A 20,227-nucleotide genomic window follows, 5' to 3' on the forward strand; every position below is an offset into this window, starting at 1 on the left:
CGCCCGGCCGGGCGGCGGGGCCGGGGCGCGGGGCGCGGGCGAGAACTTCGGGGGTCACCCGGGGCCCGTTGCCTGCAGCTGATTCCGGCGACGGCTCAGGGTGCCCGGGATGTGGTCCGTCGCGGCGCGTACCGGGGCCTGGCTGGCCGCCTTCCTGCCCTGGCCCGGCCTCGCCGGGCGCCGTCGGCAGCTGGCCGCCTCCGGGAACATCGCCGGTTCCTCGTGTATCGCCCGTTCCGGACGCTTCGCCGCTTCCGGGCGCGGCGACGGCGGCAGGCACGGCGCTCGCGCCGGGCTGGGCACTCACGCTGGGCTGGGCACCTTCGGAGCCGTTACTGGCAGCAACCTCGAAGCGGGCCTCGCGGGTCAGTTGGTCCCGTAGTGCGTCCGACGCTCCCAGACTGTCCGCGATTGCCCGTAGTACTCCGAGTGATTCCGGCGGGATGGCGATCGATGACCGGTCCAGACCGGTGATGATGCCGAGCACCGCGCCGTCCGGCCCGACGAGGGGCATCGAGACATGGCTGTGGACGCCGAACCGCTCCACCTCGACGGTGTCGGCCAGGGCCGGGTCCTGGTCGGCCCGGGACCCCGCGGCGGCGGCCCCATCCAGCATTCGGGCAGGTAGACACCGGGCACGCGGAACTCTCAGCCCGGCAACCAGCTCGGGGATCGGCCCACTCACCCGTAGGTAGACGGCCTGGGTCCCCGACACCGCGATGAGGCACGCCTGCTCCATCTGGTGGAGTGCGTGCGTGGCTCTCAGCGCGGCGTCGACCGTGCTCCACGGGAGTCCTGAAGGTGCTGACGACACAGGCCGAACTCTCCCACAAAGTTCACGGGCAGTGACGGACACCGTCCCAAGAGCCGGCCGTGTGCGCGTCGGGAAGGCGTGAACTCCCGCAGTGTTGTCGCCCTGCGTATCCGTTATGCGGCAGAAGCGACTTTCTCGGTGACCTGGCGGAGGGACGGGTTGGTCATCACCGTCCCATCGGTGAAGACCACGGTCGGCACGGTCGCGTTGCCGTTGTTTGCATTGCGGACGAGTTGCTCGGCTGTCGGGTCCTGCTCGATGTCGATCGTCACGTACTCCACGCCCGCGCGGTCGAGCTGGCCCTTCAGTCGAACGCAGTAGCCACACCAGGGAGTGGTGTACATCGTGATCACAGCGAGGCCTCCGTCGCATCCGTCCGGTAAAGGTTTTGTCGTCCGATCGCCGACCAACCGCATAACCCGGTCGTGGCGGCATTGCTTCCCGGTCCGGCGTGTCGGGCCGGGCCGCGACTACCGTGTCGGTTGATGTCAGGATCAGCCACTCGCCCGAACCGTCGCGGGGCGTCAGCGCCCACGCGCCCTCCGACGCCGGCGCGCAGGCCGGGCGGGAAGAAGGCCGCCGAGGCGGAACCGAGCGCGGGCGCGGAGCCGGGTGCCGGCGCTGGTGCGGAGCCGAACCCGGGTGTGGAGCCGGGCGCGGGTCTCGACCCCGAGCAGCTCGCCGCTGTGCTCGCGCCGATCGGCCCGGTCTGCATTCTCGCGGGCGCCGGCACGGGCAAGACCCGGACCATCACACACCGGATCGCGCACCTGGTGACGCAGCGGGAGGTCGGCGCGGGGCAGATTCTCGCGGTGACCTTCACGAACCGGGCCGCGGCCGAGCTGCGCGGGCGGCTGCGGCTGATGGGAGCCGACGGCGTCCAGGCCCGCACCTTCCACGCGGCCGCGCTGCGGCACCTGAGCTACTTCTGGCCGAAGGTCGCCGGGGTGGCACTGCCGAGGCTGGAGAAGAGCCGCGTTCCGCTGCTCGTCCGCGCGGCGAACCGGGCCCGGCTGCGCCCGGACCGCGCCGAGCTGCGCGATCTGGCCGCCGAGGTCGAATGGGCGAAGTCGATGATGGTCGCGCCCGCCGACTACGTCCACGCCGCCGCCGAGCACGGGCGGGAGGGCTCGTACGCGCCCGATGTCGTGGCCCGCCTCTACGAGGCCTACGAGGACGTCAAGGGGGAGGCCGGTGTCCTCGACTTCGACGATCTCCTGCTGCTGACCGCGGCCGTGATCGAGGAGCACAGCTGGGTCGCGGCCGAGCTGCGCTCCCGCTACCGCCACTTCGTCGTGGACGAGTACCAGGACGTCAACCCGCTCCAGCAGCGGGTCCTCGACGCCTGGCTGGGCGATCGCGACAGTCTGTGCGTCGTCGGCGACGAGCACCAGACCATCTACTCGTTCACCGGGGCCAGCGCGCGCCACCTGCTGGATTTCCCGCGGCGTTTCCCGACCGCCACGGTCGTGCGGCTGGTCCGGGACTATCGCTCCACCCCACAGGTGGTGGCGCTGGCGAACGGCCTGCTGGACGGTGCTCCTCCGGCAGCCGCGTCCGCCGGGTCGGCGGCGTCGTCCGGGTTGGCCGGGTCGTCCGGGTCGGCCGCGGCGCCGCCCGGGCCCCGGGGGCGGCTTGTCGCCATGCGCCCGGCGGGCCCGGCGCCCACCTGGCTGGAGGCCGACAGCGAGCCCGAGGAGGCGGCGGGCGTCGCCAGGCGTATCCGCGGGCTGCTGGCCACGGGTGTGGCGGCCAGCGACATCGCGGTGCTCTATCGGATCAACGCGCAGTCCGAGGCGTACGAGACGGCGCTGGCGCGGGCAGACATCCCCTACCTGCTGCGCGGCGGTGAGAAGTTCTTCGAGCGACCCGAGGTCACCGCGGCCGTGCGGATGCTGCGCGCGGCGGTCCGCTCCGCGGAGCCGGACCGCCCCGGCGGGCTCGGTGACGCGGTCGCCGACGGGCTGGGGGCGTTGGGCTGGCAGCCGGGTGCCGCTCCCGCGGGGCGTGGCGCGGACCGCGAGCGGTGGGAGAACCTGGCGGCACTGCACCGGCTCGCCATCGACCTCGAGGCCGCCCGCCCCGACGCCGATCTGGAGGTGTTCGTCGCGGACCTGGCCGAACGCGCCGCAAACCAGCACACCCCGACGGTGCAGGGCGTCACGCTCGCCTCCCTGCACGCGGCCAAGGGGCTCGAATGGGACGCGGTGTTCCTGGTCGGCCTGGTCGAGGGAACGCTGCCCATCGTGCACGCCCAGACCGACGAGCAGATCGCGGAGGAACGCCGGCTGCTCTACGTGGGCATCACCCGGGCGCGGGTCCACCTGGCGCTGTCGTGGTCGCTGGCACGGGCCGAGGGGGCCCGCCGCTCCCGGCGGCCGTCACGGTTCCTGGACGACCTGCGTCGGGCGGCGGCCACGGCGGGCGGCACCCGGGGCTCCTCCCGAACGGCGGCGACCCGCGCGCCCGGTGATGCCGCCGTGTCCGGATCCGGACACGGGGCCGGACACGGATCCGCGGCCGCGGGGGAGCGGAGGGGCGGCGGGGAATCCGTTGGCGGCGGCACCGGGCGCCCGCGCGGTCGGCAGAGCGTGCAGTGCCATGTCTGCGGGCGGTCGCTGGCCGGTGCGCGGGCCCGGATCGGACGCTGCGAGACATGCCCGGGGCAGGTGGACGCGGAGCTGTTCGAGCGGTTGTGCGCGTGGCGGGCGCAACGGGCGAAGGAGCAGGGAGCGCCTGCATTCGTCGTGCTGACCGACGCGACACTGCGGCTGATCGCCCAGCGTCGCCCCGCGACCGTCGCGGATCTCGTGGCTCTGCCCGGCATCGGGCAGAGCAAGCTCGACCGGTACGGCGAGGACGTCCTCGCGCTGGTCGCCGACACCGCACCACCCGGGTCGCGGCGCTGAGTGCTGATACCAGCGCCAACAGTGACACGCCGGGGCGGCTTCGATCCTTGCTGTGGCTGAACGAGTCTGTGAGATCACTCCAAAAATAGGTTGTCAGCGCCGGTGACTGCTCCTACCGTTGTCCGTGAACACCGGAGCGCGATCAGTGCGCTGCGAGTAGGAGCCGGTCCGGTCGGGTTCGGCGGAGTCGCGAAGGAGGTCACGATGAGAATGATCATCATGGCTTCCGTGCGCACGCGTATGTGGCCGCCCATCGTCGGCGTCCTCTATACGCCCGCTGCCCGGCTTGCTGACACGGTCATGTGGCTCGGTGCCCGGGAGCCGAAAGGCTCCCGCTGTGCCGGTCGCGGTGTCCTCGGCGGCGATTTCGTGGTGAGCCGTGTCTCGGCTCACGGTGCCCTGACGGGTGCCGTCGTCACGAATGGCCGTTCGGATCATCAAGTCGCCGCCGCAGCAGCACGTCAGGCAGGCACAGCCGCCACGCGTTTTCTCGATCAGTCGGGCCCCGTCCCGGATCCACTCCCGGCCTAGCGCCGAACCGGAGTGACTTCCGAGGCCGCGGATCCGACAGGATCCGCGGCCTTTCTGTTTCTCCCGGGTCGAATCGCGTGCCAGCTACCACTCCGGAGGTCTGATCCTGACCGTCGTCGATGGACGCAAGACCGAGCAACCGATCGGAACTAACCGCCAATGTCGGAGGTGACCCCGGTGTTCGACCCCTCGATCGATTCCCGGATCGAGCGGGAGCGTCTCGTCCTGCCCTGCTGGGACGTGGACCCCGAGCTTTTCTTCGCCGAATCCCCGGCGGACGTCGAGTCCGCCAAGTCCGTCTGCGTGGACTGCCCCGTGCGCCATGCCTGCCTGTCCGCCGCGATCGATCGGGCGGAACCGTGGGGTGTCTGGGGCGGCGAACTCGTCGTGACCGGCCGCGTGGTCCCGCGCAAGCGTCCTCGGGGGAGGCCGCGCAAGAACGTCGCGGCCTGACCGAGCAAGGGCCTTGCGGCTACGGCTACATAGTGACCTTGGGGCGGGGCGCCGGATCTCCGGTGCCCCGCCCCAAGGCGTTGCGGCGCTTCATGCCGATGGCCTGGACGGTGTCGGTCAGTCGCGGTTGGCCTGGGGCTCACGGGCCGGTCGGCGCTGCCGTGGGGGCCGGCTCGGCTCGACGGGCCCGGCCTGCTCGGGTGGGCGGATCCGGCTCCGGGAGCGGCTTCCACGCTGTGCCGGGGCGAGCACGACCGGGCCGGGCCGGGCCCGGATGACACCCGCCTCGTCCTCGACGTCGAGCCTGGGCAGGCGGCGACCTGGACGGTTGGCAGCCGCGGCGTGCCGGGCCGCCGCGGTGCGCGGCGGTGCGAAGCCCGGCTGCCAGCGCTCCATCTCGGCCCGGAACGGACCGGTGCTGCCGAGCTGGCAGAGGATGCCGATCGCACCGAGGGTGACCCGGTGGATCAGCAGGTAGGACGGCGGCAGGTTGAGCTGACGGCCGAGCTGGGCCGCCGAGGACCGCCAGTCCCCGAGCCGCAGGGCCTCACCACGCAGCCATTCCCGGGAGAAGGTGAACTCCTCCGCCGCGATCGGGGCGAGCATGGGGGCCAGATAGCCCAGCAGGTCGTCGGCGGGAATGCTGGCGCTGGCCGGGATGAAACCCTCGACGAGCAGCCCTTCGGCGACGGCCTCCGCATTGCCGGCGAGGGCCATCCGGGCCAGTCGGCCGATGGGCTCGGGCAGCCCGTCCGGCAGGCGGTTGACCGCTCCGAAGTCGAGGACGCCCAGGCGCCCGTCGGGAAGCAACCGGAAGTTCCCCGGGTGTGGGTCGGCGTGGAGCAGCCCGGCTCGGCCGGGGCACGAGTAGAGAAAACGCACGAGCAGCAGCCCGGCCCGGTCCCGCTCCTCGGGTGTGCCTCGTTCGATCACGGTGGACAGCGGCACACCGTCGATCCATTCGCTGACCAGAACCCGGTCGGCGCCGGCGATGGGGCGGGGGATGACGATGTCCGGATCGCCCGCGTAGGCCTGCGCGAACGCCCGCTGCCAGGCGGCTTCGAGCCGGTAGTCGAGCTCTTCGGCGATACGTGCCTTCAGCTCGGCGACCAGTGGCTTGATGTCCAGGCCCGGTGTGATCGCCCCGAAGAGGCGGGCGGCGCGACCGAGCTGGTTGAGATCGGACAGCAGCGCGTCCCCGGCCCCCGGATACTGGATCTTTACGGCGACGTCGGTTCCGTCCGCCGCCCACACCGCGCGGTGCACCTGCCCGATGCTGGCCGCGGCGGCTGGCGTGTCGTCGAAGCTGGTGAACAACGACCTCCAGTCGGGGCCGAGCTCTGCGCTCAGGACCCCGTGCACGGTTGCCGCGGGTAGCGGTGGCGCGGCCTCCTGGAGTTTGGTGAGGGCCGCCCGGTAGGGACCGGCGACCTCCTCCGGCAGCGCCGCCTCGAAGACGGACAGTGCCTGGCCCAGCTTCATGGCCCCGCCCTTGAGCTCCCCGAGGACGCGGAAGATCTGCCCTGCCGTACGCTGCTGCAGCTCGCTGGCCACAGCTTCGGCGGGTCTGCCCCCCAGGCGTTTTCCGACGCCGAGGGTCGCCCGGCCGGCCATGCCGATCGGGAGGGTCGCGAGCTTGGCGGTGCGGACGACCGCCCGCCGCGGGATGTCGGACACCGCTCCATCGTGCCCTCTTCCGCGGGCTGTTGTGTCAACCTCGCGATAGACGCCCTCACCGCGTGCTGCCCGTGGCGAGCTGCTGGCGGTCGATGGCGGTCTCGAGCACTTCGGGTGAGATGGCGTGTTCCTGTGGTGGTGACCCGGCCGCGTTGCGCGCGGTGCGGCAGGGGCACTCAGGATGGAGTGGCCAGGTGCGGCGCCGGATCCGCAGATCGGTTCGGGCGATCTCCAGAGTGCCGTTGGCGGCGGTGGGCAGCTGGCGGGGGCGGTCGCTGGCTGCCGTGGTCAGGTCGAGGAAGTCGAGCGCCTGCATGGCGGTGATCGCGGCGACCAGGGTCGCCAGCGAGATCTCGCAGGGGTCTGCGCCGTGCTCGGGTGGGCGGATCATCTGCATCGCGAGGATGAGCCAGTCGGAGTCGCGGGCGTCGCGGTGCAGGTGCTGACAGTGCAGGCAGGAGGTGACGCCCGGCACGATCAGAGGCCCGATGATCCCCGTCGTCTCGCGGACACCCGCCAGCAGATGAGGGACGCCGGCCCGCTCCAGACGCAGGCACTCGTCGGGATGGACGACTGGAAGCCCCACCGGGGCCAGGAGAACCAGATCGGGGCGAAGCGGCTCGACATTCGCGGAGCGCATCGGCCGGCTTGTCGGCTGGCGGCAAGTCGGATCCCGCCGGTTGGTGGCCCGCCGCACCGCCGTATCTGCCGCCAGTGAGCGGGGCCGGCCGATGTCGTCGAGCCGCAGCCCACCGGGCGCGACGTCGGCCGCCGACGTGGGACCTGGATCGTCCACCAGGATCTGGCCGACTCCCGCGGCCGCGAGCAGGGTCGCGATCTGTGCTCCGATCCGCCCGGCACCCCGCACGCAGACCCGGGCCCGGCGTCGTCGGTGCAGCGCAGACCGGGGCACCCTCACGCCGAAGCTCGACAGCGAGAGCGCGGCCAGGTCCGGATCGAACCGGTCGTGGTCACCATCGCTGACGGGCGCCGGCCCGCTGTCGGCGGCGTCGTCGATCAGCCCGGCCTGCGCAAGTATCTCGATCATCGTGCGGGCGGTCGGATCACGGGCGTCGCCGCCGCCCAGCTCCAGCTCCGGGCCCGGCGATCCCAACGTGTTCAGCGCGGACAGGTCGGCCGGCCCGACATCGGTGAGAATGACGGCGCGCAGGGGATCGACGCCGATCTGCAGGGTGGTGCTGTCTCGCCAGAGCCGACGGAGACCGGCTTTGAGGACCGGGCGCACGGGATCCTCCTTGCGTCAGCCGGCGAGCTCAGGCCGGCGGCTGGTGGGACCCGTTCACGATGACATGAGGAAGGCGCTCCGAGTGGTTGTCCGCCGCGCCTGTGGACAGACCGTTCTTGTTTGGATTCGCCCGGCGGGCCGTGGCACCGAAACGGTGATTCGGGTAAGCGTTCGATGCTGGTGGAAATTGCGCCTTTTCCATCGCCGATCCGGAACTGAGGCATCCCCGACCCTTGCCTTTGTCCATTCAGGCGTGTGGCCAGGGCTTTTGCATGATCGCGTCCTGTTCGAAGGGTGTCGGACCAGGCTGGCTCGTCGGCCTGGCGGGTCTGCCGCGCCGGGCCGCAGTGGAGGTCAGGCGCGGGTGGTAGCCGACACGTGGGCGATGTGCGTGCCCTTCGGGGCTGTGGCGGTAGCCCGCGGCCCGGAGCGTGTCGGTGACGGAGTCTCGGAGGACCATGCGGATGGTGGGTGCGGCCCGCCCGGTCGAGGAGTCCTCGTCGACATTGCCCTGTGGTCCGTGGCCACCCGCCGCACGCCGCCCCGCCTGGGATCCCGCTCCGCCGCACAGCGCCAGCAATTCACGTCAATTGGGAAAAGGGGACATAGAGTCAATTGTCAATCCGCAAGAAGTGAGGATTTCGGTTGCCGCAGGCGCCAAAATCCTCATTTCTTGCTCAGGAGCAGCGACGGCCGCGGAAGCCCGAGGCTCGGGATTCCGCGGCGGGCTCCGCGGGTCGTGGGGCCGCGGGTCGTGGGGCAGCGGGCGCCTTCGACGAGGACTCGGCGGCCCCGGATTCGCCGCTTCTCGGGATTCTGTGACAAGCGGTGGCGACCGGGATCCTCAGGCCTTGCTCGGCAGCAGCGGTGGCCCGAACCGCGGACTACCCGGCGATGCCCACAGGCCGCGGCGCCGCGAACGCGAACGGGACGCGAACGCGAACGGGACGCGAACGCGAACGCGAACGCGAACGGGAACTCCGTCGGGCGCGAACGGTGTTTCGGCTGAACGTGAAGGAGATCTCCGCCGAACGTAAACGGGCCCCCGGGGTGAACGTGGAGCCTCCGGCTTCCCCTTCCGGAGGCGCCCCGCATACCCGAGGGCCCGCGACGTCAAGCTACGACCGATTCGCCATGCAGGTCAATTCGTGTGGCCTCGTGGCGGCTCACGGTGTCCGGTGGGTGGGTCAGGATCCGGCGTCGTCGGAGGTTGGTGGCGTGCCATCCTCCGGAGATCCTCCGTTGAGTTTCTCGATTTCGGCCATGATGTCGACCTCGGACCCGGGCGTGGTGCCGGCGACGAAAGCGGCGGGGTCGGTGAGGTCGGCGGCGCTCGGCAGCAGGTCCGGGTGGGCCCAGACGGCGTCCCGCCCGTCGTGGCCGCGAGCCTCGCCCAGTGCCTCCCAGAGCGCCGCGGCCTCGCGTAGCCGGCGGGGTCGCAGCGAAAGCCCGACCAGGGTGGCGAAGATCTGCTCGCCGGGGCCACCCTCGGCCCGCCGCCTGCGGACCATCTCGCGCAGCTTCACCGCGGAGGGCAGGTGCTCCCGCGCGGCGGTGTCCGCGACGTGGTCCACCCAGCCCTCGATGAGCGCGAGGATGAGCTCCAGCCGCGCCAGCGCCGCCTTTTGTTCCGGCGTGTCGGCGTCGGCGAAGACGTCCTCACCGAGTGCCTCGGTGAGCCGTTCGGGGTTCATCAGCGTGGTCGGGTCGATCATCCGCATCACCCGGCCGACGGCTTCGGGGTCGACGGCGATACCGCGCGCGTACTCCTCGACGGCGCCGAGCACGTGCGAGCGCAGCCACGGGACGTGCGCGTACAGCCGGTTCGAGGCCGCCTCGCGCAGCGCGAGGTAGATGCGGACCTCCTCGTCCGACACGCCGAGGCCCTGCCCGAAGGCCGCCACGTTCGCCGGCAGCAGCGCCGCCGTGCCCGCCGGGCCGAGTGGCAGGCCGACCTCGGTGGAGCTGACCACCTCGGTGGCCAGCGAGCCGATGGCCTGGCCTACCTGGGCCCCGAAGAGCATTCCGCCAACCTGGTTCATCATCTGCATGACCGGCCCGCCGGCACCCATCAGCCGGCCGAGGTCGACGCCGGGCGGCAGCGCGCCCGCGAGCTCGGGTGGCAGGTCGCCGCCGCCGAGCTGGCTCAGGCCGGACGAGATCCCGGTGCGCATGGCCTCGACGACCTTGCTCGCGACCGGGTCGCACAGCGTCTGCCAGACCGGCATGGTTGCCTCGATCCACTTCTCACGCGACCACGCGGCGGCCGTGGTGGCGCCGGAGGGAAGCGTGGTCACCGGGTCGAGCCACACGTCGGCGATACGCAGAGCGTTCTCCACCTCGCCGACCTCGGCGGGGCGCACAGCCCGGTCGGTACTGCCCAGGGTCCGCACCGCGACCTGGCGTGCGAGCTCCCAGTTGACCGGACCGCCCTGCCACGAAAGAAGGCGTTCGAGCTCGGCGAAGAACGGGGCGCCGCTGCCGGAGGGGCGGTTCGGGTCACCGCCCGGCGTCGGGCCGAAGCCGAAGGGGAGGCCGCCGCTCATCGCGGGGACCCGTGGACGTTCCGTGGAGACATGAACCCACGGTAGTGCGTTTTCCCGCCGCCCGGTGAAACGGAGCCGGTGGGACGTTACCGTCGGGGGGTGGATGTCACCTTCTCGGATCCAGTTCCCGTTGTCGACGGTGCGTCATCCGGCGTCGTGGTTCTCGCCGAGATGCGGGAAAACCCACTGTCTGTGGATGAATGTCTCGCTGCTGTGCGGCTGCCGGAGGTGGGCGGAATCGGGCTGTTCATCGGCACGGTGCGAGATCACGACCACGGCCGGTCGGTGGGTGACCTGGAGTACAGCGCACATCCCACCGCGGCCCGGGAACTCGCTCGGGTCGCCGCCGAGGTGGGCGCTGACCTCGGCGTTCGGGCGATCGCGGTGCTGCACCGGACGGGCCGCCTCGAGATCGGGGACATCGCCGTCGTCGTCGCGGCGGGCGCCGCGCACCGGGCGGAGGCGCTGGGTGCCTGCCGGCGCCTCATCGACGATGTGAAGGAACAGGTGCCGATCTGGAAGCGGCAGGGATTCGCGGACGGCTCGTCCGAATGGGTGGGCGCCTGCTGAGTGGGCACCTAGGATAGATGTAGGTCATCTACCTTCCCCGTCTCGACGTCGAGGCCGCCATGTGGTTCTTGCTGATCCCACCAGTCGCGGTGCTCCTGGCTCTGGCCTGGTTCACGCTGCGCAGCCGACCTGATCGCACCTCCGAAGCCATGATCACCATCGAGGGTTACCGCCGCAGCCTGGCGGCCCTCGCCCGTCCCATCCCGGCTGCCCACAAGATCTCCACCACCTCTGGGTCGTCCTCGGTGACCACTCTGCCCGTCACGGTTCCGGTCCCCGCCGCGCGTCCCGCGGATGGTGGCCCGGCCGAGGCTGTCGGGGCCGTCGCCGAGGGCGAAGCAGGAGGAAATGCCTGAGCTCGGGCAGGTTGCCGGCTCTGCGCGTCGTGGTTGAGGGGCGGTCACACCCGTGTGTGCGGGGGTGACCGCCCCTTTCCTGTCTCCGCGGGTGTCCGCGTTCGGCCGAGGTACGGGCCTGCCTGCGGGTACGGCTGGCCGGGCCGCGGGAACGGTCGTCTCGTGGGCGCGGCCCGGCGGTCGGAGACCGGATTTCGAACCGGTGCCGGCGATCTACGTAGACTGCGGGCATGGGCCGCCGCACGCAGACACTCTTCGTTGCGTCGGTGCTGACGCTCATCCTCGCGGTGGTCGGCCTGTGGTTGCCGGTCCCGTACGTGACCTTCGCGCCGGGGCCGGTGACGGACACGCTCGGCAAGGTCGACGGGGCTCCGTTGATCGAGATCGACGGCCGGGAGACCTACCCGACCTCGGGGAGCCTCGATCTGACGACCGTCGAGGAGACCCCCCGCCTCAACCTGCTGGGAGCGCTGCAGGACTGGGTCGCGTCCGACCGCGCGGTCGTTCCGAGCGAGCTGGTGCGCCCGCCGGGTACCAGCCAGGAGGAGATCCGCCAGGAGAACACCCAGGCGATGCTCGAGTCCCAGGACCAGGCCACCGCGGCGGCGCTCAGCGAGCTCGGCATCAAGCCGACCGGGCAGGAGGTCGTGGTGCACGACGTGCCGTCCGGCTCGCCGGCCTCCGGCCTGCTGCGTTCCGGCGACGTCATCACCGCGGTCGGCGCAGCGAAGGTCACCGACCAGGAGAGCCTGAAGGAGCTGGTCGGCCGGAGCAAGCCCGGTGACGTCGTCGAGGTGACCTACCGCCGGGACGGCCGGGCGGCGACCGCGAAGATCACAACGAGGCCCGCCACCGACGACGCCAAGCGCCCGATGATCGGCGTGACGACGAACCTGAAGGTCTCCTACCCGTTCACGGTGCGCATCCGGATCTCCGACATCGGCGGTCCCAGCGCGGGCCTGATGTTCGCGCTCGGCATCGTGGACCTGCTCACGCCGGGCCCGCTGACCAATGGGAAGACGATCGCGGGCACCGGGACCATCGAGAGCTCCGGCGAGGTCGGTCCCATCGGCGGCATCCAGCAGAAGATCCTCGGCGCCGAGCAGGCGGGAGCCTCCGTCTTCCTGGTGCCGAAGGAGAACTGTGTGGACGCGGTCCGGATGAAGCCGGACCTGCGGCTCGTGCAGGTGGCAAGCCTGTCCGACGCACTCGACGCGCTGAAGACCCTGCAGAAGGACCCCGACTCGACCGCGGTGCCCTCCTGCCCGGCCGAGCGGTAGGCGAGAAGCCGGGCGGCCGAGAGGCCGAGGGCAGGCAGGCGGGCGCGAGGAGCAGGCAGCGCGAGGAGCAGGCAGATGGGCGGGAGCGCCGCGCGCACCCGCCCTGCCGCCCCGTCCGGCCGTGCCCCCGTGCGCGTCTACCGGAAGGTGTCCAGCAGCCCGTCGACGAGGTTGTCGGCCAGATCGGGGTCGATGACCAGCTCGTCGTCCCCGCGTACCCGCAGGCAGGAGGCGTGCATCCCCGCCCTGGTGACACCGACCGCGAGGCGGACGTCCTGGCGCTCCGGATGGTTGGCGGCCCAGTGCTCGATGTCGCGCTCGTCGTAGGGAACTTCGGCCTCCGCGCTCGGCGGCAGCACGACGAGCTCGGTGACGAGGACGCAGCCGAGGACCTCCGGCGGCCAGCCGATGCCAGCCAGGACTTCGTCGAGCCGCCCCGGGGGGAGCGGTTCCTGCTCCACCGGCGTTAGTGAACCTGGTGGAGCGTCGCCGATATGGGGGGCCAGGCCCGGTTCACGCATGAGCAGCTCGGAAGTGTCCGCGAGTGCGTAGACCTGGCTCGGCTGGTCCCACCCCAGCTCGGCGACGTGTCGTTCGACCTCCAGGACGACGGAGGTCAACTCGGTGATGCTCGGAGTGGTCACCGACCCATCCTCTCGGATCTAGCCGAACACGGCTGGCGTAGGTTGCCCTGGTAGGCCGGGCAGCAGTGCCAGGAACGGACGGAGGAGCTCGTGGCAGGTACCAGTCGCAGGCCACTACTGACACGGATGCGCGTGCTCGTGCCGGTGCTGGTCGTCCTGGTCCTGATCATCGTGGGTGGTGTTTCGACCCGCCTCTACACCGATCTTCTGTTCTACCGCTCGGTGGACTTCAGTAACGTCTTCAAAACCGTGGTATTCACGCGAATACTTCTGTTCGGGCTCTTCGGCGCGGTGATGGCCATTGCCGTGGGAACGAACATAGTACTCGCCTACAGGTTGCGTCCGCCGAGTGACCTGTCGGCCGAACAACAGAGCCTTGAGCGCTACCGGGTGGCGATCGAGCCGTACATGCTCCCCGTTCTGCTGGCGGTCTCGGCGGTGTTCGGCCTCCTCGCCGGGCTGTCCGCGTCCAGCCGGTGGCGAACCTGGCTGCTGTGGATCAACCGCGAGCCGTTCGGCGAGGTCGACGCGCAGTTCCACCGGGACATCAGCTACTACACGTTCACCTATCCGTTCCAGCGTTTCCTGCTGGCCTTCCTCCTCACCGCGGTGCTGCTTTCGCTGCTGGTCGCGGTACTGACGCACTACCTGTTCGGTGGCATTCGGCTGCAGTCCCCCCGGGACCGGGTCGCCCCGGCGGCGAAGGCGCACATCTCGGTGCTGCTCGGGCTGCTCGCGCTGCTCAAGGCGTGGGCCTACTACCTGGACCGTTTCGGCCTGGTGTTCTCGTCCCGCGGTGTGGCCACCGGTGCCTCCTACACCGACGTCCACGCGGTGCTGCCGGCGAAGCTGATCCTGCTGTTCATCTCGCTGGCCTGCGCCGTGCTGTTCATCTACAACATCTTCCAGCGGGGCTGGACGCTCCCCCTGCTCGGCGCGGGCATCCTCGTGCTCTCCTCGGTGGTCATCGGCGGGATCTACCCGGCGATCGTGCAGCAGTTCCAGGTCAAGCCGAACGAGGCCTCCCGCGAGGAGCCGTACATCACCCGCAACATCGGCGCGACCAGATCCGCCTACGGCATCCAGGACGTCGAACCGGTCTCCTATCCGGCCAGCACGGACGCCAACGCGGAGGAGATCGCCGCCGACACCGGAACGGTGCCGAACATCCGTCTGTTGGACCCGAACAAGATGTCCCCCACGTTCCAGCAGCGCCAGCAGATGCGCGCCTACTACGGCTTCCCGCAGACGCTCGACGTCGACCGATACACGACGACGGAGAACGGGAAGCCCACGACTCGGGACTACGTCGTGTCGGTTCGGGAGCTGAACCAGGCCGGCCTGAGTGACGACCAGCGCAACTGGATCAACGAACATCTGACGTACACCCACGGCCGGGGCTTCGTCTCGGCGCCGTCCAACACCGCCAACAGCGGGCTTCCCGCCTTCAACCAGTTCGACCTGCCTGAGCGCGGTGACCTCGGCGTCAAGGAGAGCCGGATCTACTTCGGCGAGATGTCGCCGGAGTACTCGATCGTCGGCACCCGCCAGGCGGAGATCGACGGCCCGGGCCCGGGGGACACCCAGCTCACGACCAGCTACGACGGCGACGGCGGCGTCTCGATCGGTTCCAGCTTCCGGCGCGCGCTGTTCGCGCTCCGTTTCGGGGAGCCGAACATCATGCTCTCCAGCGACATCACCGGCGATTCCCGCATCCTCTACGAGCGCAACCCGCGGGACCGGGTCAGCAAGGTGGCGCCCTGGCTCACCCTCGACGGAGACCCCTACCCGGCGGTGGTCGACGGGCGGGTCACCTGGATCCTCGACGGCTACACGACGTCCGACGCCTACCCCTACTCGGCCCGGGTGACCTTCGGTGACGTGACGGCCGACTCTGTGACGGCGCAGAGCCGCAACCGCACCCAGCAGCCGGAAAACAAGGTGAACTACATCCGGAACTCGGTGAAGGCGACGGTGGACGCCTACAACGGGACGGTCACCCTGTACGCGTGGGACGAGCAGGACCCGGTGCTGCGGACCTGGATGAAGGCCTTCCCCGACACGGTGCGCCCGAAGAGCGAGATCTCGGACTCCCTGAAGGAGCACCTGCGCTATCCGGAGGACCTCTTCAAGGTCCAGCGGGACCTCATCGGCAGTTACCACGTGGACAACGCGCGGGACTTCTACTCCCAGGAGGACTTCTGGGAGGTGTCGGAGTCCCCGGACGACACCGGCAAGCCGCAGCCGCCGTTCTACGTCTACAGCCAGCTTCCCGGCCGGGCCAAGCCGTCGTACAACCTGACCTCACCCTTGATCTCGGCCCGGTCGTCCAAGCTCGCCGCCTACATGGCGGTGTCGATGGACTCGGACAACTACGGGAAGTTCACGCTGTTGCAGCTGCCACCGGGCGCCACCATCAACGGGCCGGTGCAGGTGCGTGATGCCATCGAGGCCAACGCCGACGTCACCAGCACACTGACCCTCTGGCGGGGCCAGGGCTCGCAGACGATCGAGGGCAACCTGCTGACGCTTCCGGTGGCCGACGGCCTGCTGTACGTGCAGCCGTACTACGTGCAGGCCCGGGGCTCGACCGGCTACCCGATCCTGCAGGGTGTGGCCGTGGCCTTCGGTGAAGAGGTCGGTTTCGGATCGACGCTGGCCGACGCGCTCAACGACCTCTTCGGTGCCGGTGCAGGTGACCGCGCCGCGGGCGCGGGCACCTCGGCGGCGCCGTCGACGACCGGGGAGTCCGGAACGGGGTCGGGAACCACGACGACCACGCCCGGCGGCGACCTGGCGAGCGCGGTCGCCGCCGCCGAAGGCGCCTACCAGGCCGGTGAGAAGGCGCTGGCGAAGAGCCCGCCGGACTTCACCGCCTACGGCAAGGCCCAGCAGGACCTGCAGGCCGCGCTCAACCGGCTGCGGGCACTGACCGCGCAGTCGACCGCCACGCCCACGCCGGCGCCGTCGGTGGGGGCGACGGGCGGGGCGGCCACGCCGGGAGCGAGCGCGTCACCAGGCACGGGCGCCGCGTCGCCGTCGCCCGCCGCGGCTTCGCCCTCGCCCTCGCCGGGCTAGGGCCCCCGCGGCCCCTCGGTCCCCGTGGCTCCCGCGGCCACGGCGACGGCGGTGGAGCCCGTCGCGGCTGTGGTCACGCCGACGATCGGTCCGGCGGCGGTCCGGACGATCGTCCGGCTACGGTCCGGACGATCGGTCCGGGTCGGTGACCGCGGCCGACCGCCCCGCCCGGGGCCCGCGGACACATGGGGAGCACGGAGCGCCGAGTCCCCTCTGCTGCAGGCGGAAAAACTGGTGGGGCCACCGATTTGACACCCGGCCTCATCGTCCCTGTATAGTAAAGACACACCGACGCGGGGTGGAGCAGCTCGGTAGCTCGCTGGGCTCATAACCCAGAGGTCGCAGGTTCAAATCCTGCCCCCGCTACAAAGCGAAATTTCCCCTCAGAGAGAAAGTTCTCTGAGGGGAAATTTCATTTGTGAGTTGTTTGCCGGTTTTGCCTAACTGGTTCTGTGGGTGATAAAGAACCGATCAGCCCGCCGCTCTGCCGGCACCACAGGTGGTTGTACAGCCCGCCCGCCGCGAGCAGCTCGTCGTGGGTGCCCTGCTCCGCGATCCGCCCGCCGTCCAGGACCACGATCCGGTCCATCGTCAGCAGGGTCGACAGCCGATGGGCGATGGCGATCACCGTCCGGGTGGCCCACAGGTCCTCCAGCGCGTCCTGGACGAGCCGCTCGCTCTCGCTGTCCAGCGCGCTGGTCGCCTCGTCGAGCACGAGGATCGGCGCCGGGTTGAGGAACGCCCGGGCCAGGGCGATGCGCTGTCGCTGCCCGGTGGACAGCCGGATGCCCCGTTCGCCCACCAGGGTCTCGTACCCCTCCCTGGTGGCGACGATGAACTCGTGGGCGTGGGCCCGACGCGCCGCCGCCACCACCTCGTCGGGGGTCGCCGTGGCGGCAGTGCCGTAGATGATGTTCTCCCGGATCGAGCGGTGGAACAGGGTGACGTCCTGCGGCACGTAGGAGATGAGCCGGGCGAGCTGGCGGTCGTCGATCGGTGATCCGTCCAGGAGCAGGGTGCCCGTCGGCAGCGGGTAGTAGCCGAGCAGCAGCTTCAGCAGGGTCGACTTGCCGCTGCCGCTCTGGCCGACCACCCCGATCTTCTCGTTGCGGGCGATGTCGAGGGTGATGCCCCGCAGGACCGGCCGGTCGGGGTCGTCCGGGTAGGCGAAGCACAGGTCGTCGAGGCGCAGCACGTGGGTGTACGTGGCGACCGGCGCCGCCAGCAGCCGTGGCTCGTCATGGTCTTCCTGGTGCTTGTGGTCTTCCAGGTCTTCGCGGACGGCGCGGTCCTCGTGATCCTCACGGTCTTCGTGATTCTCGCGGGCCTCGCGGACGATGTCGCGGTCGCCGAAGAGATACCGGTAGGCCTCCTCGACTCGGGCGAACTGCAGGTTCATCTGGGAGACGATCCAGACCGTCGCCCAGATGTAGTCGGAGAACGCCATCAGCGCGGCCAGGAAGGTCGCGAACTGGCCGAGGGTCAGCTCGCCGTCGAGGTACAGGTGCAGGTTGAAGAGCACCGTCGCCGGCCAGAGCACATACCGGACCACAACACTCATCGACGCGAAGTAGACGAGGTTCCACCGGTAGGAGGACGCCGCGGCCCGGGCCACCCCGCGCCGTCTGGTGCGCACCCCGTGGTTCTCGGCGCGTTCCCGCCCGAACGACTTCACCGCGACGAAATTCGCGATGACGTCGATGACGTGGCCCTCCAGGTCCGAGGAGGTGTCGGCGGACGCCCGCTCACGGGCCGCCACCTGCGCCACCATCGCGCGACCGAGGAAGATCATCAGCAGCAGGCCGCCGGCGAACACGCAGCCGGTGGGGAGGTTGACGGTGAACATGATCGCGACGAGTACCGGGACCCGGACGATCTCCTCGCAGTACTGCCAGTACACCGCGTCCAGGAACTGGCGGTACTCCCGGCCGAGTGTCGTGACGTAGCTGCTGATCTTGCCGGTGAACGTGCCGACGAAATAGGGATACGGCTGGTTGATCACCTTGGCGAAGACGAGGTCCTCGTACTCGTAGCCGCGGGGAAGAAGCAGCCGCACCCACAGCAGCTCGCCGCCGCGGTAGAGCAGGTCGTGGCCCACGCTGGCGCCGATCAGCACGGCGGCCCAGCCGAAAGCCGTCGAGTGGTCGACCGACGTCCCGGTGAGGGCCGTGACAAACCTGCCGACAACGGCAGGTACCACGGCGAGCAGTGCGTTCGACAGGACGAACACGAGCAGAACCGCCGCCGCGCGCCGGCGATAACCATGGATATGGGCGAAAAACGAATGCAGCCCGGGATGGCGGCGACGAGACGCGGTGGGTGATGGTCCGTCCGCCGACGTCGGCGGACGGACGGTGCCCGCCGCGCCCGTCGAATCGACCGCGACGGCGGGCGGGGGTGTGGACGTGGCGGCCATTCCGAAACAGTGGCGCGGGTACCGGTTCTCCGCATCTGATTAATTACCGGGACGACATTCCGCGAGGTCCGCGCGCTGGCGCCGATGCCCGGTCAAGATCGGTAGTCGGGTCGTGCGGGCGAGGTTCACGCTCCATGAACGAACGCGGCTGCCATCCGGGCGATGGCCGGTTGGGGCACGAGTTGCCAGCCTTCTTGCGCCCCTTTTATGCCTCTTGTTGTGAATTGCTGGTGCTCACGGACCGCCGGGTCGATGTCGGGGGCCGGATCCGCCACATCTCGGGACTCTGCTACACGGGCCTGGTCCTGGTCCTGGCTCTGGTGTCCACGATCCTCAGTTCGTCGGGCTGGCGTTCTCGGAGTGGAAGAAGACCGTGCGGTACCACATGGCGCTGAGAGTCTCGATCGCGGTCTCGTCGTCCGGGGCGGCGACGCCGGCCTCCCCACCGGCGACCAGCCACGTCCAGCAGAACGCCTCGAGCATCGAGACGAGAGCGGAGGCGAGGGTGGCGTGATCCAGCCTGATCGGATGGCCGGCCTTCTCCACCGCCTTGTTGACCGCGATGACGCCCTGGATGCCCGCCGCGCGGTTCTCCCGCCAGCGCTGCGTGTAGGCCGGATCGGTCATCGACATCTGGAACAGGCCGATCATCTCGGCGAGGTACTTGCGGTAGGAGTGCCAGTAAGCCTGGACGGAGCCGCGGATGGTGTCCAGCGGGTCCGCGCCCTTTCCGAACTGCGCGCCCGCGACGATCTCGTGGGAGAACTCGCCCAGCAGCGCGTCGAGGATCTCCTCCTTGTTCTCGTAGTAGTTGTAGAACGAGGCGGAGGAGCGGTTCGCGGCCTGGGCGATGTCGTTGATCTTGGCGTTGAAGTAGCCCTTCTCCGCGAAGACCTGGCGTGCGGCGTCGAGGAACGCGGCCTCGGTCCGCTGCCCCTTCCGGGTTGTGGCCACGGTTGTCACCCCTCGCTGCCGCTGTGTCGCGCCGAGGTGAAGTCTACGAATTTTCTCGCCACAGCTGAAACCGGCGTTAGTTTCAGGACGGGGTGTTGCGCCCGGCTGCCGCCGAAGCTGGTGGGCCGGCGCGACCGACCTCGGCCACGGCAGTGCCGGTGTCGGTGTCGGTGCTGGCGGCAGTGCCGGTGTTGGGGTCGGCACGATGTCGTACCGGCACCGTGCCGGTGAAGCTGCTCGCCCGCGCAGACAGCTTCGCCGCGCCAGGAACGGCAGCCCGTAACTACAGCTCGGAAGATCCAAGGCCGCGTAGTTAGGCGTGGTTGGTGGCTGTCAAGGGACGTCGGCGTGTCGTGGTGCTGGTGGTGAACGCGCAACGGGACCGCTGGTAGGTAGGAGATCCGCCAAGATCCGCCTGCTGCCAGAGGTCCCGTTGCCTGCTCAGTGTCCCACGGTCTGTCTGACGCGTTCCCTCACGGTCGCCGAGGGGGTGTTCGCGCCCGGGCATCTGGGTGAACTGACCCAGCACGCGCCGTTCGAGCTGGTCGATGCCGTGCTGACGGAAACCGGCCGTGTGCAGCAGCGGGTGCGTGATCTACCCAGCCGGGTCGGGATGTACTTCGTTCTCGCGCTGGGCCTGTACGGGCATCTGGGGTACGCCCGTGTGTGGGACAAGCTCGTGGCCGGGCTGCGGGACCTGCCCGGCCTGGTGCTGGTCACGCCTTCGGAGAAGGCGCTGCGGGACCTGCGCCG

Annotated in this window: 16 protein-coding genes and 1 tRNA gene; 9 read left to right on the forward strand and 8 right to left on the reverse strand. The window is 70.2% G+C overall.

The window, feature by feature from the left end; genetic code table 11:
* Together FREUN1FDRAFT_RS30975 and FREUN1FDRAFT_RS30980 are read right to left on the reverse strand one after the other, a co-directional pair.
* Positions 1 to 814, reverse strand: an 814-nt coding sequence (locus tag FREUN1FDRAFT_RS30975; RefSeq protein ID WP_006544267.1) for a GAF domain-containing protein, incomplete at its 3' end; no start/stop codon positions are given.
* Between the two features lie 113 nt (positions 815 to 927).
* The gene (locus FREUN1FDRAFT_RS30980; RefSeq protein ID WP_006544268.1) at positions 928 to 1,167 is read right to left on the reverse strand and encodes a mycoredoxin; all 240 of its coding nucleotides are present in this window, start codon (positions 1,165 to 1,167) and stop codon (positions 928 to 930) included.
* A gap of 291 nt (positions 1,168 to 1,458) precedes the next feature.
* Here FREUN1FDRAFT_RS30980 and FREUN1FDRAFT_RS30985 point away from each other — a divergent pair, with 291 nt between their 5' ends.
* The 3 genes from FREUN1FDRAFT_RS30985 (at position 1,459) to FREUN1FDRAFT_RS30995 (ending at position 4,707) form a co-directional block, all read left to right on the forward strand.
* Positions 1,459 to 3,723, forward strand: a complete 2,265-nt coding sequence (locus FREUN1FDRAFT_RS30985; protein WP_006544269.1) for an ATP-dependent DNA helicase UvrD2 — start codon at positions 1,459 to 1,461, stop codon at positions 3,721 to 3,723.
* A 204-nt stretch (positions 3,724 to 3,927) separates the two neighbouring features.
* Positions 3,928 to 4,254, forward strand: coding sequence for a hypothetical protein (locus FREUN1FDRAFT_RS30990; RefSeq protein WP_006544270.1), 327 nt, complete (start codon positions 3,928 to 3,930; stop codon positions 4,252 to 4,254).
* A 159-nt stretch (positions 4,255 to 4,413) separates the two neighbouring features.
* Positions 4,414 to 4,707 (forward strand): WhiB family transcriptional regulator, encoded by a 294-nt coding sequence (locus tag FREUN1FDRAFT_RS30995; RefSeq protein WP_035954849.1) that lies wholly within the window; start codon positions 4,414 to 4,416, stop codon positions 4,705 to 4,707.
* A gap of 117 nt (positions 4,708 to 4,824) precedes the next feature.
* Here FREUN1FDRAFT_RS30995 and FREUN1FDRAFT_RS31000 read toward each other — a convergent pair whose 3' ends face one another.
* The 3 genes from FREUN1FDRAFT_RS31000 to FREUN1FDRAFT_RS31010 all read right to left on the reverse strand — a co-directional run bounded on the left by FREUN1FDRAFT_RS31000 (position 4,825) and on the right by FREUN1FDRAFT_RS31010 (position 10,176).
* Positions 4,825 to 6,384, reverse strand: a complete 1,560-nt coding sequence (locus tag FREUN1FDRAFT_RS31000; protein WP_006544272.1) for an AarF/ABC1/UbiB kinase family protein — start codon at positions 6,382 to 6,384, stop codon at positions 4,825 to 4,827.
* 55 nt (positions 6,385 to 6,439) lie between these two features.
* Complete coding sequence (locus tag FREUN1FDRAFT_RS31005; RefSeq protein ID WP_006544273.1) at positions 6,440 to 7,630, reverse strand: ThiF family adenylyltransferase; 1,191 nt, start codon at positions 7,628 to 7,630, stop codon at positions 6,440 to 6,442.
* Between the two features lie 1,187 nt (positions 7,631 to 8,817).
* Positions 8,818 to 10,176 carry a zinc-dependent metalloprotease gene (locus FREUN1FDRAFT_RS31010; protein WP_006544274.1) on the reverse strand — a complete coding sequence of 453 codons (1,359 nt, stop codon included), beginning with the start codon at positions 10,174 to 10,176 and terminating at the stop codon, positions 8,818 to 8,820.
* Between the two features lie 99 nt (positions 10,177 to 10,275).
* On the opposite strand from FREUN1FDRAFT_RS31010, the gene FREUN1FDRAFT_RS31015 reads away from it, so the two are divergent.
* From FREUN1FDRAFT_RS31015 to FREUN1FDRAFT_RS31025, 3 genes are all read left to right on the forward strand, one after another.
* On the forward strand, positions 10,276 to 10,746 hold the full coding sequence (locus FREUN1FDRAFT_RS31015; protein WP_006544275.1) for a molybdenum cofactor biosynthesis protein MoaE: 471 nt from the start codon (positions 10,276 to 10,278) through the stop codon (positions 10,744 to 10,746).
* 59 nt (positions 10,747 to 10,805) lie between these two features.
* The gene (locus FREUN1FDRAFT_RS31020; RefSeq protein WP_006544276.1) at positions 10,806 to 11,102 is read left to right on the forward strand and encodes a hypothetical protein; all 297 of its coding nucleotides are present in this window, start codon (positions 10,806 to 10,808) and stop codon (positions 11,100 to 11,102) included.
* 230 nt (positions 11,103 to 11,332) lie between these two features.
* Positions 11,333 to 12,382, forward strand: a complete 1,050-nt coding sequence (locus tag FREUN1FDRAFT_RS31025) for a PDZ domain-containing protein (RefSeq protein WP_006544277.1) — start codon at positions 11,333 to 11,335, stop codon at positions 12,380 to 12,382.
* Between the two features lie 137 nt (positions 12,383 to 12,519).
* On the opposite strand, the gene FREUN1FDRAFT_RS31030 is transcribed toward FREUN1FDRAFT_RS31025, so the two are convergent.
* Complete coding sequence (locus FREUN1FDRAFT_RS31030; protein WP_006544278.1) at positions 12,520 to 13,026, reverse strand: PPA1309 family protein; 507 nt, start codon at positions 13,024 to 13,026, stop codon at positions 12,520 to 12,522.
* Between the two features lie 90 nt (positions 13,027 to 13,116).
* Between FREUN1FDRAFT_RS31030 and FREUN1FDRAFT_RS31035 the strand changes: the two genes are divergently transcribed.
* Complete coding sequence (locus tag FREUN1FDRAFT_RS31035; RefSeq protein ID WP_006544279.1) at positions 13,117 to 16,104, forward strand: UPF0182 family protein; 2,988 nt, start codon at positions 13,117 to 13,119, stop codon at positions 16,102 to 16,104.
* Between the two features lie 292 nt (positions 16,105 to 16,396).
* A tRNA-Met gene (locus tag FREUN1FDRAFT_RS31040) sits at positions 16,397 to 16,470 on the forward strand.
* Positions 16,471 to 16,516: 46 nt separating this feature from the next.
* Here FREUN1FDRAFT_RS31040 and FREUN1FDRAFT_RS31045 read toward each other — a convergent pair.
* Complete coding sequence (locus FREUN1FDRAFT_RS31045) at positions 16,517 to 18,520, reverse strand: ABC transporter ATP-binding protein (RefSeq protein ID WP_006544280.1); 2,004 nt, start codon at positions 18,518 to 18,520, stop codon at positions 16,517 to 16,519.
* 333 nt (positions 18,521 to 18,853) lie between these two features.
* Positions 18,854 to 19,474, reverse strand: coding sequence for a TetR/AcrR family transcriptional regulator (locus tag FREUN1FDRAFT_RS31050; protein ID WP_006544282.1), 621 nt, complete (start codon positions 19,472 to 19,474; stop codon positions 18,854 to 18,856).
* 433 nt (positions 19,475 to 19,907) lie between these two features.
* On the opposite strand from FREUN1FDRAFT_RS31050, the gene FREUN1FDRAFT_RS31055 reads away from it, so the two are divergent.
* Positions 19,908 to 20,227 (forward strand): transposase domain-containing protein (locus tag FREUN1FDRAFT_RS31055; protein ID WP_006544283.1); only part of this gene is annotated, 320 nt, incomplete at its 3' end.

It is taken from the genome of Parafrankia sp. EUN1f (assembly GCF_000177675.1).
Lineage (GTDB): Bacteria > Actinomycetota > Actinomycetes > Frankiales > Frankiaceae > Parafrankia.

Coding starts and splice junctions, on each gene's coding strand:
- FREUN1FDRAFT_RS31025 (WP_006544277.1), top strand. CDS start 11,333: ATGGGCCGCCGCACGCAGACACTCTTCGTTGCGTCGGTGCTGACGCTC.
- FREUN1FDRAFT_RS31010 (WP_006544274.1), bottom strand. CDS start 10,176: ATGAGCGGCGGCCTCCCCTTCGGCTTCGGCCCGACGCCGGGCGGTGAC.
- FREUN1FDRAFT_RS30990 (WP_006544270.1), top strand. CDS start 3,928: ATGAGAATGATCATCATGGCTTCCGTGCGCACGCGTATGTGGCCGCCC.
- FREUN1FDRAFT_RS31045 (WP_006544280.1), bottom strand. CDS start 18,520: ATGGCCGCCACGTCCACACCCCCGCCCGCCGTCGCGGTCGATTCGACG.
- FREUN1FDRAFT_RS30995 (WP_035954849.1), top strand. CDS start 4,414: ATGTCGGAGGTGACCCCGGTGTTCGACCCCTCGATCGATTCCCGGATC.
- FREUN1FDRAFT_RS31020 (WP_006544276.1), top strand. CDS start 10,806: ATGTGGTTCTTGCTGATCCCACCAGTCGCGGTGCTCCTGGCTCTGGCC.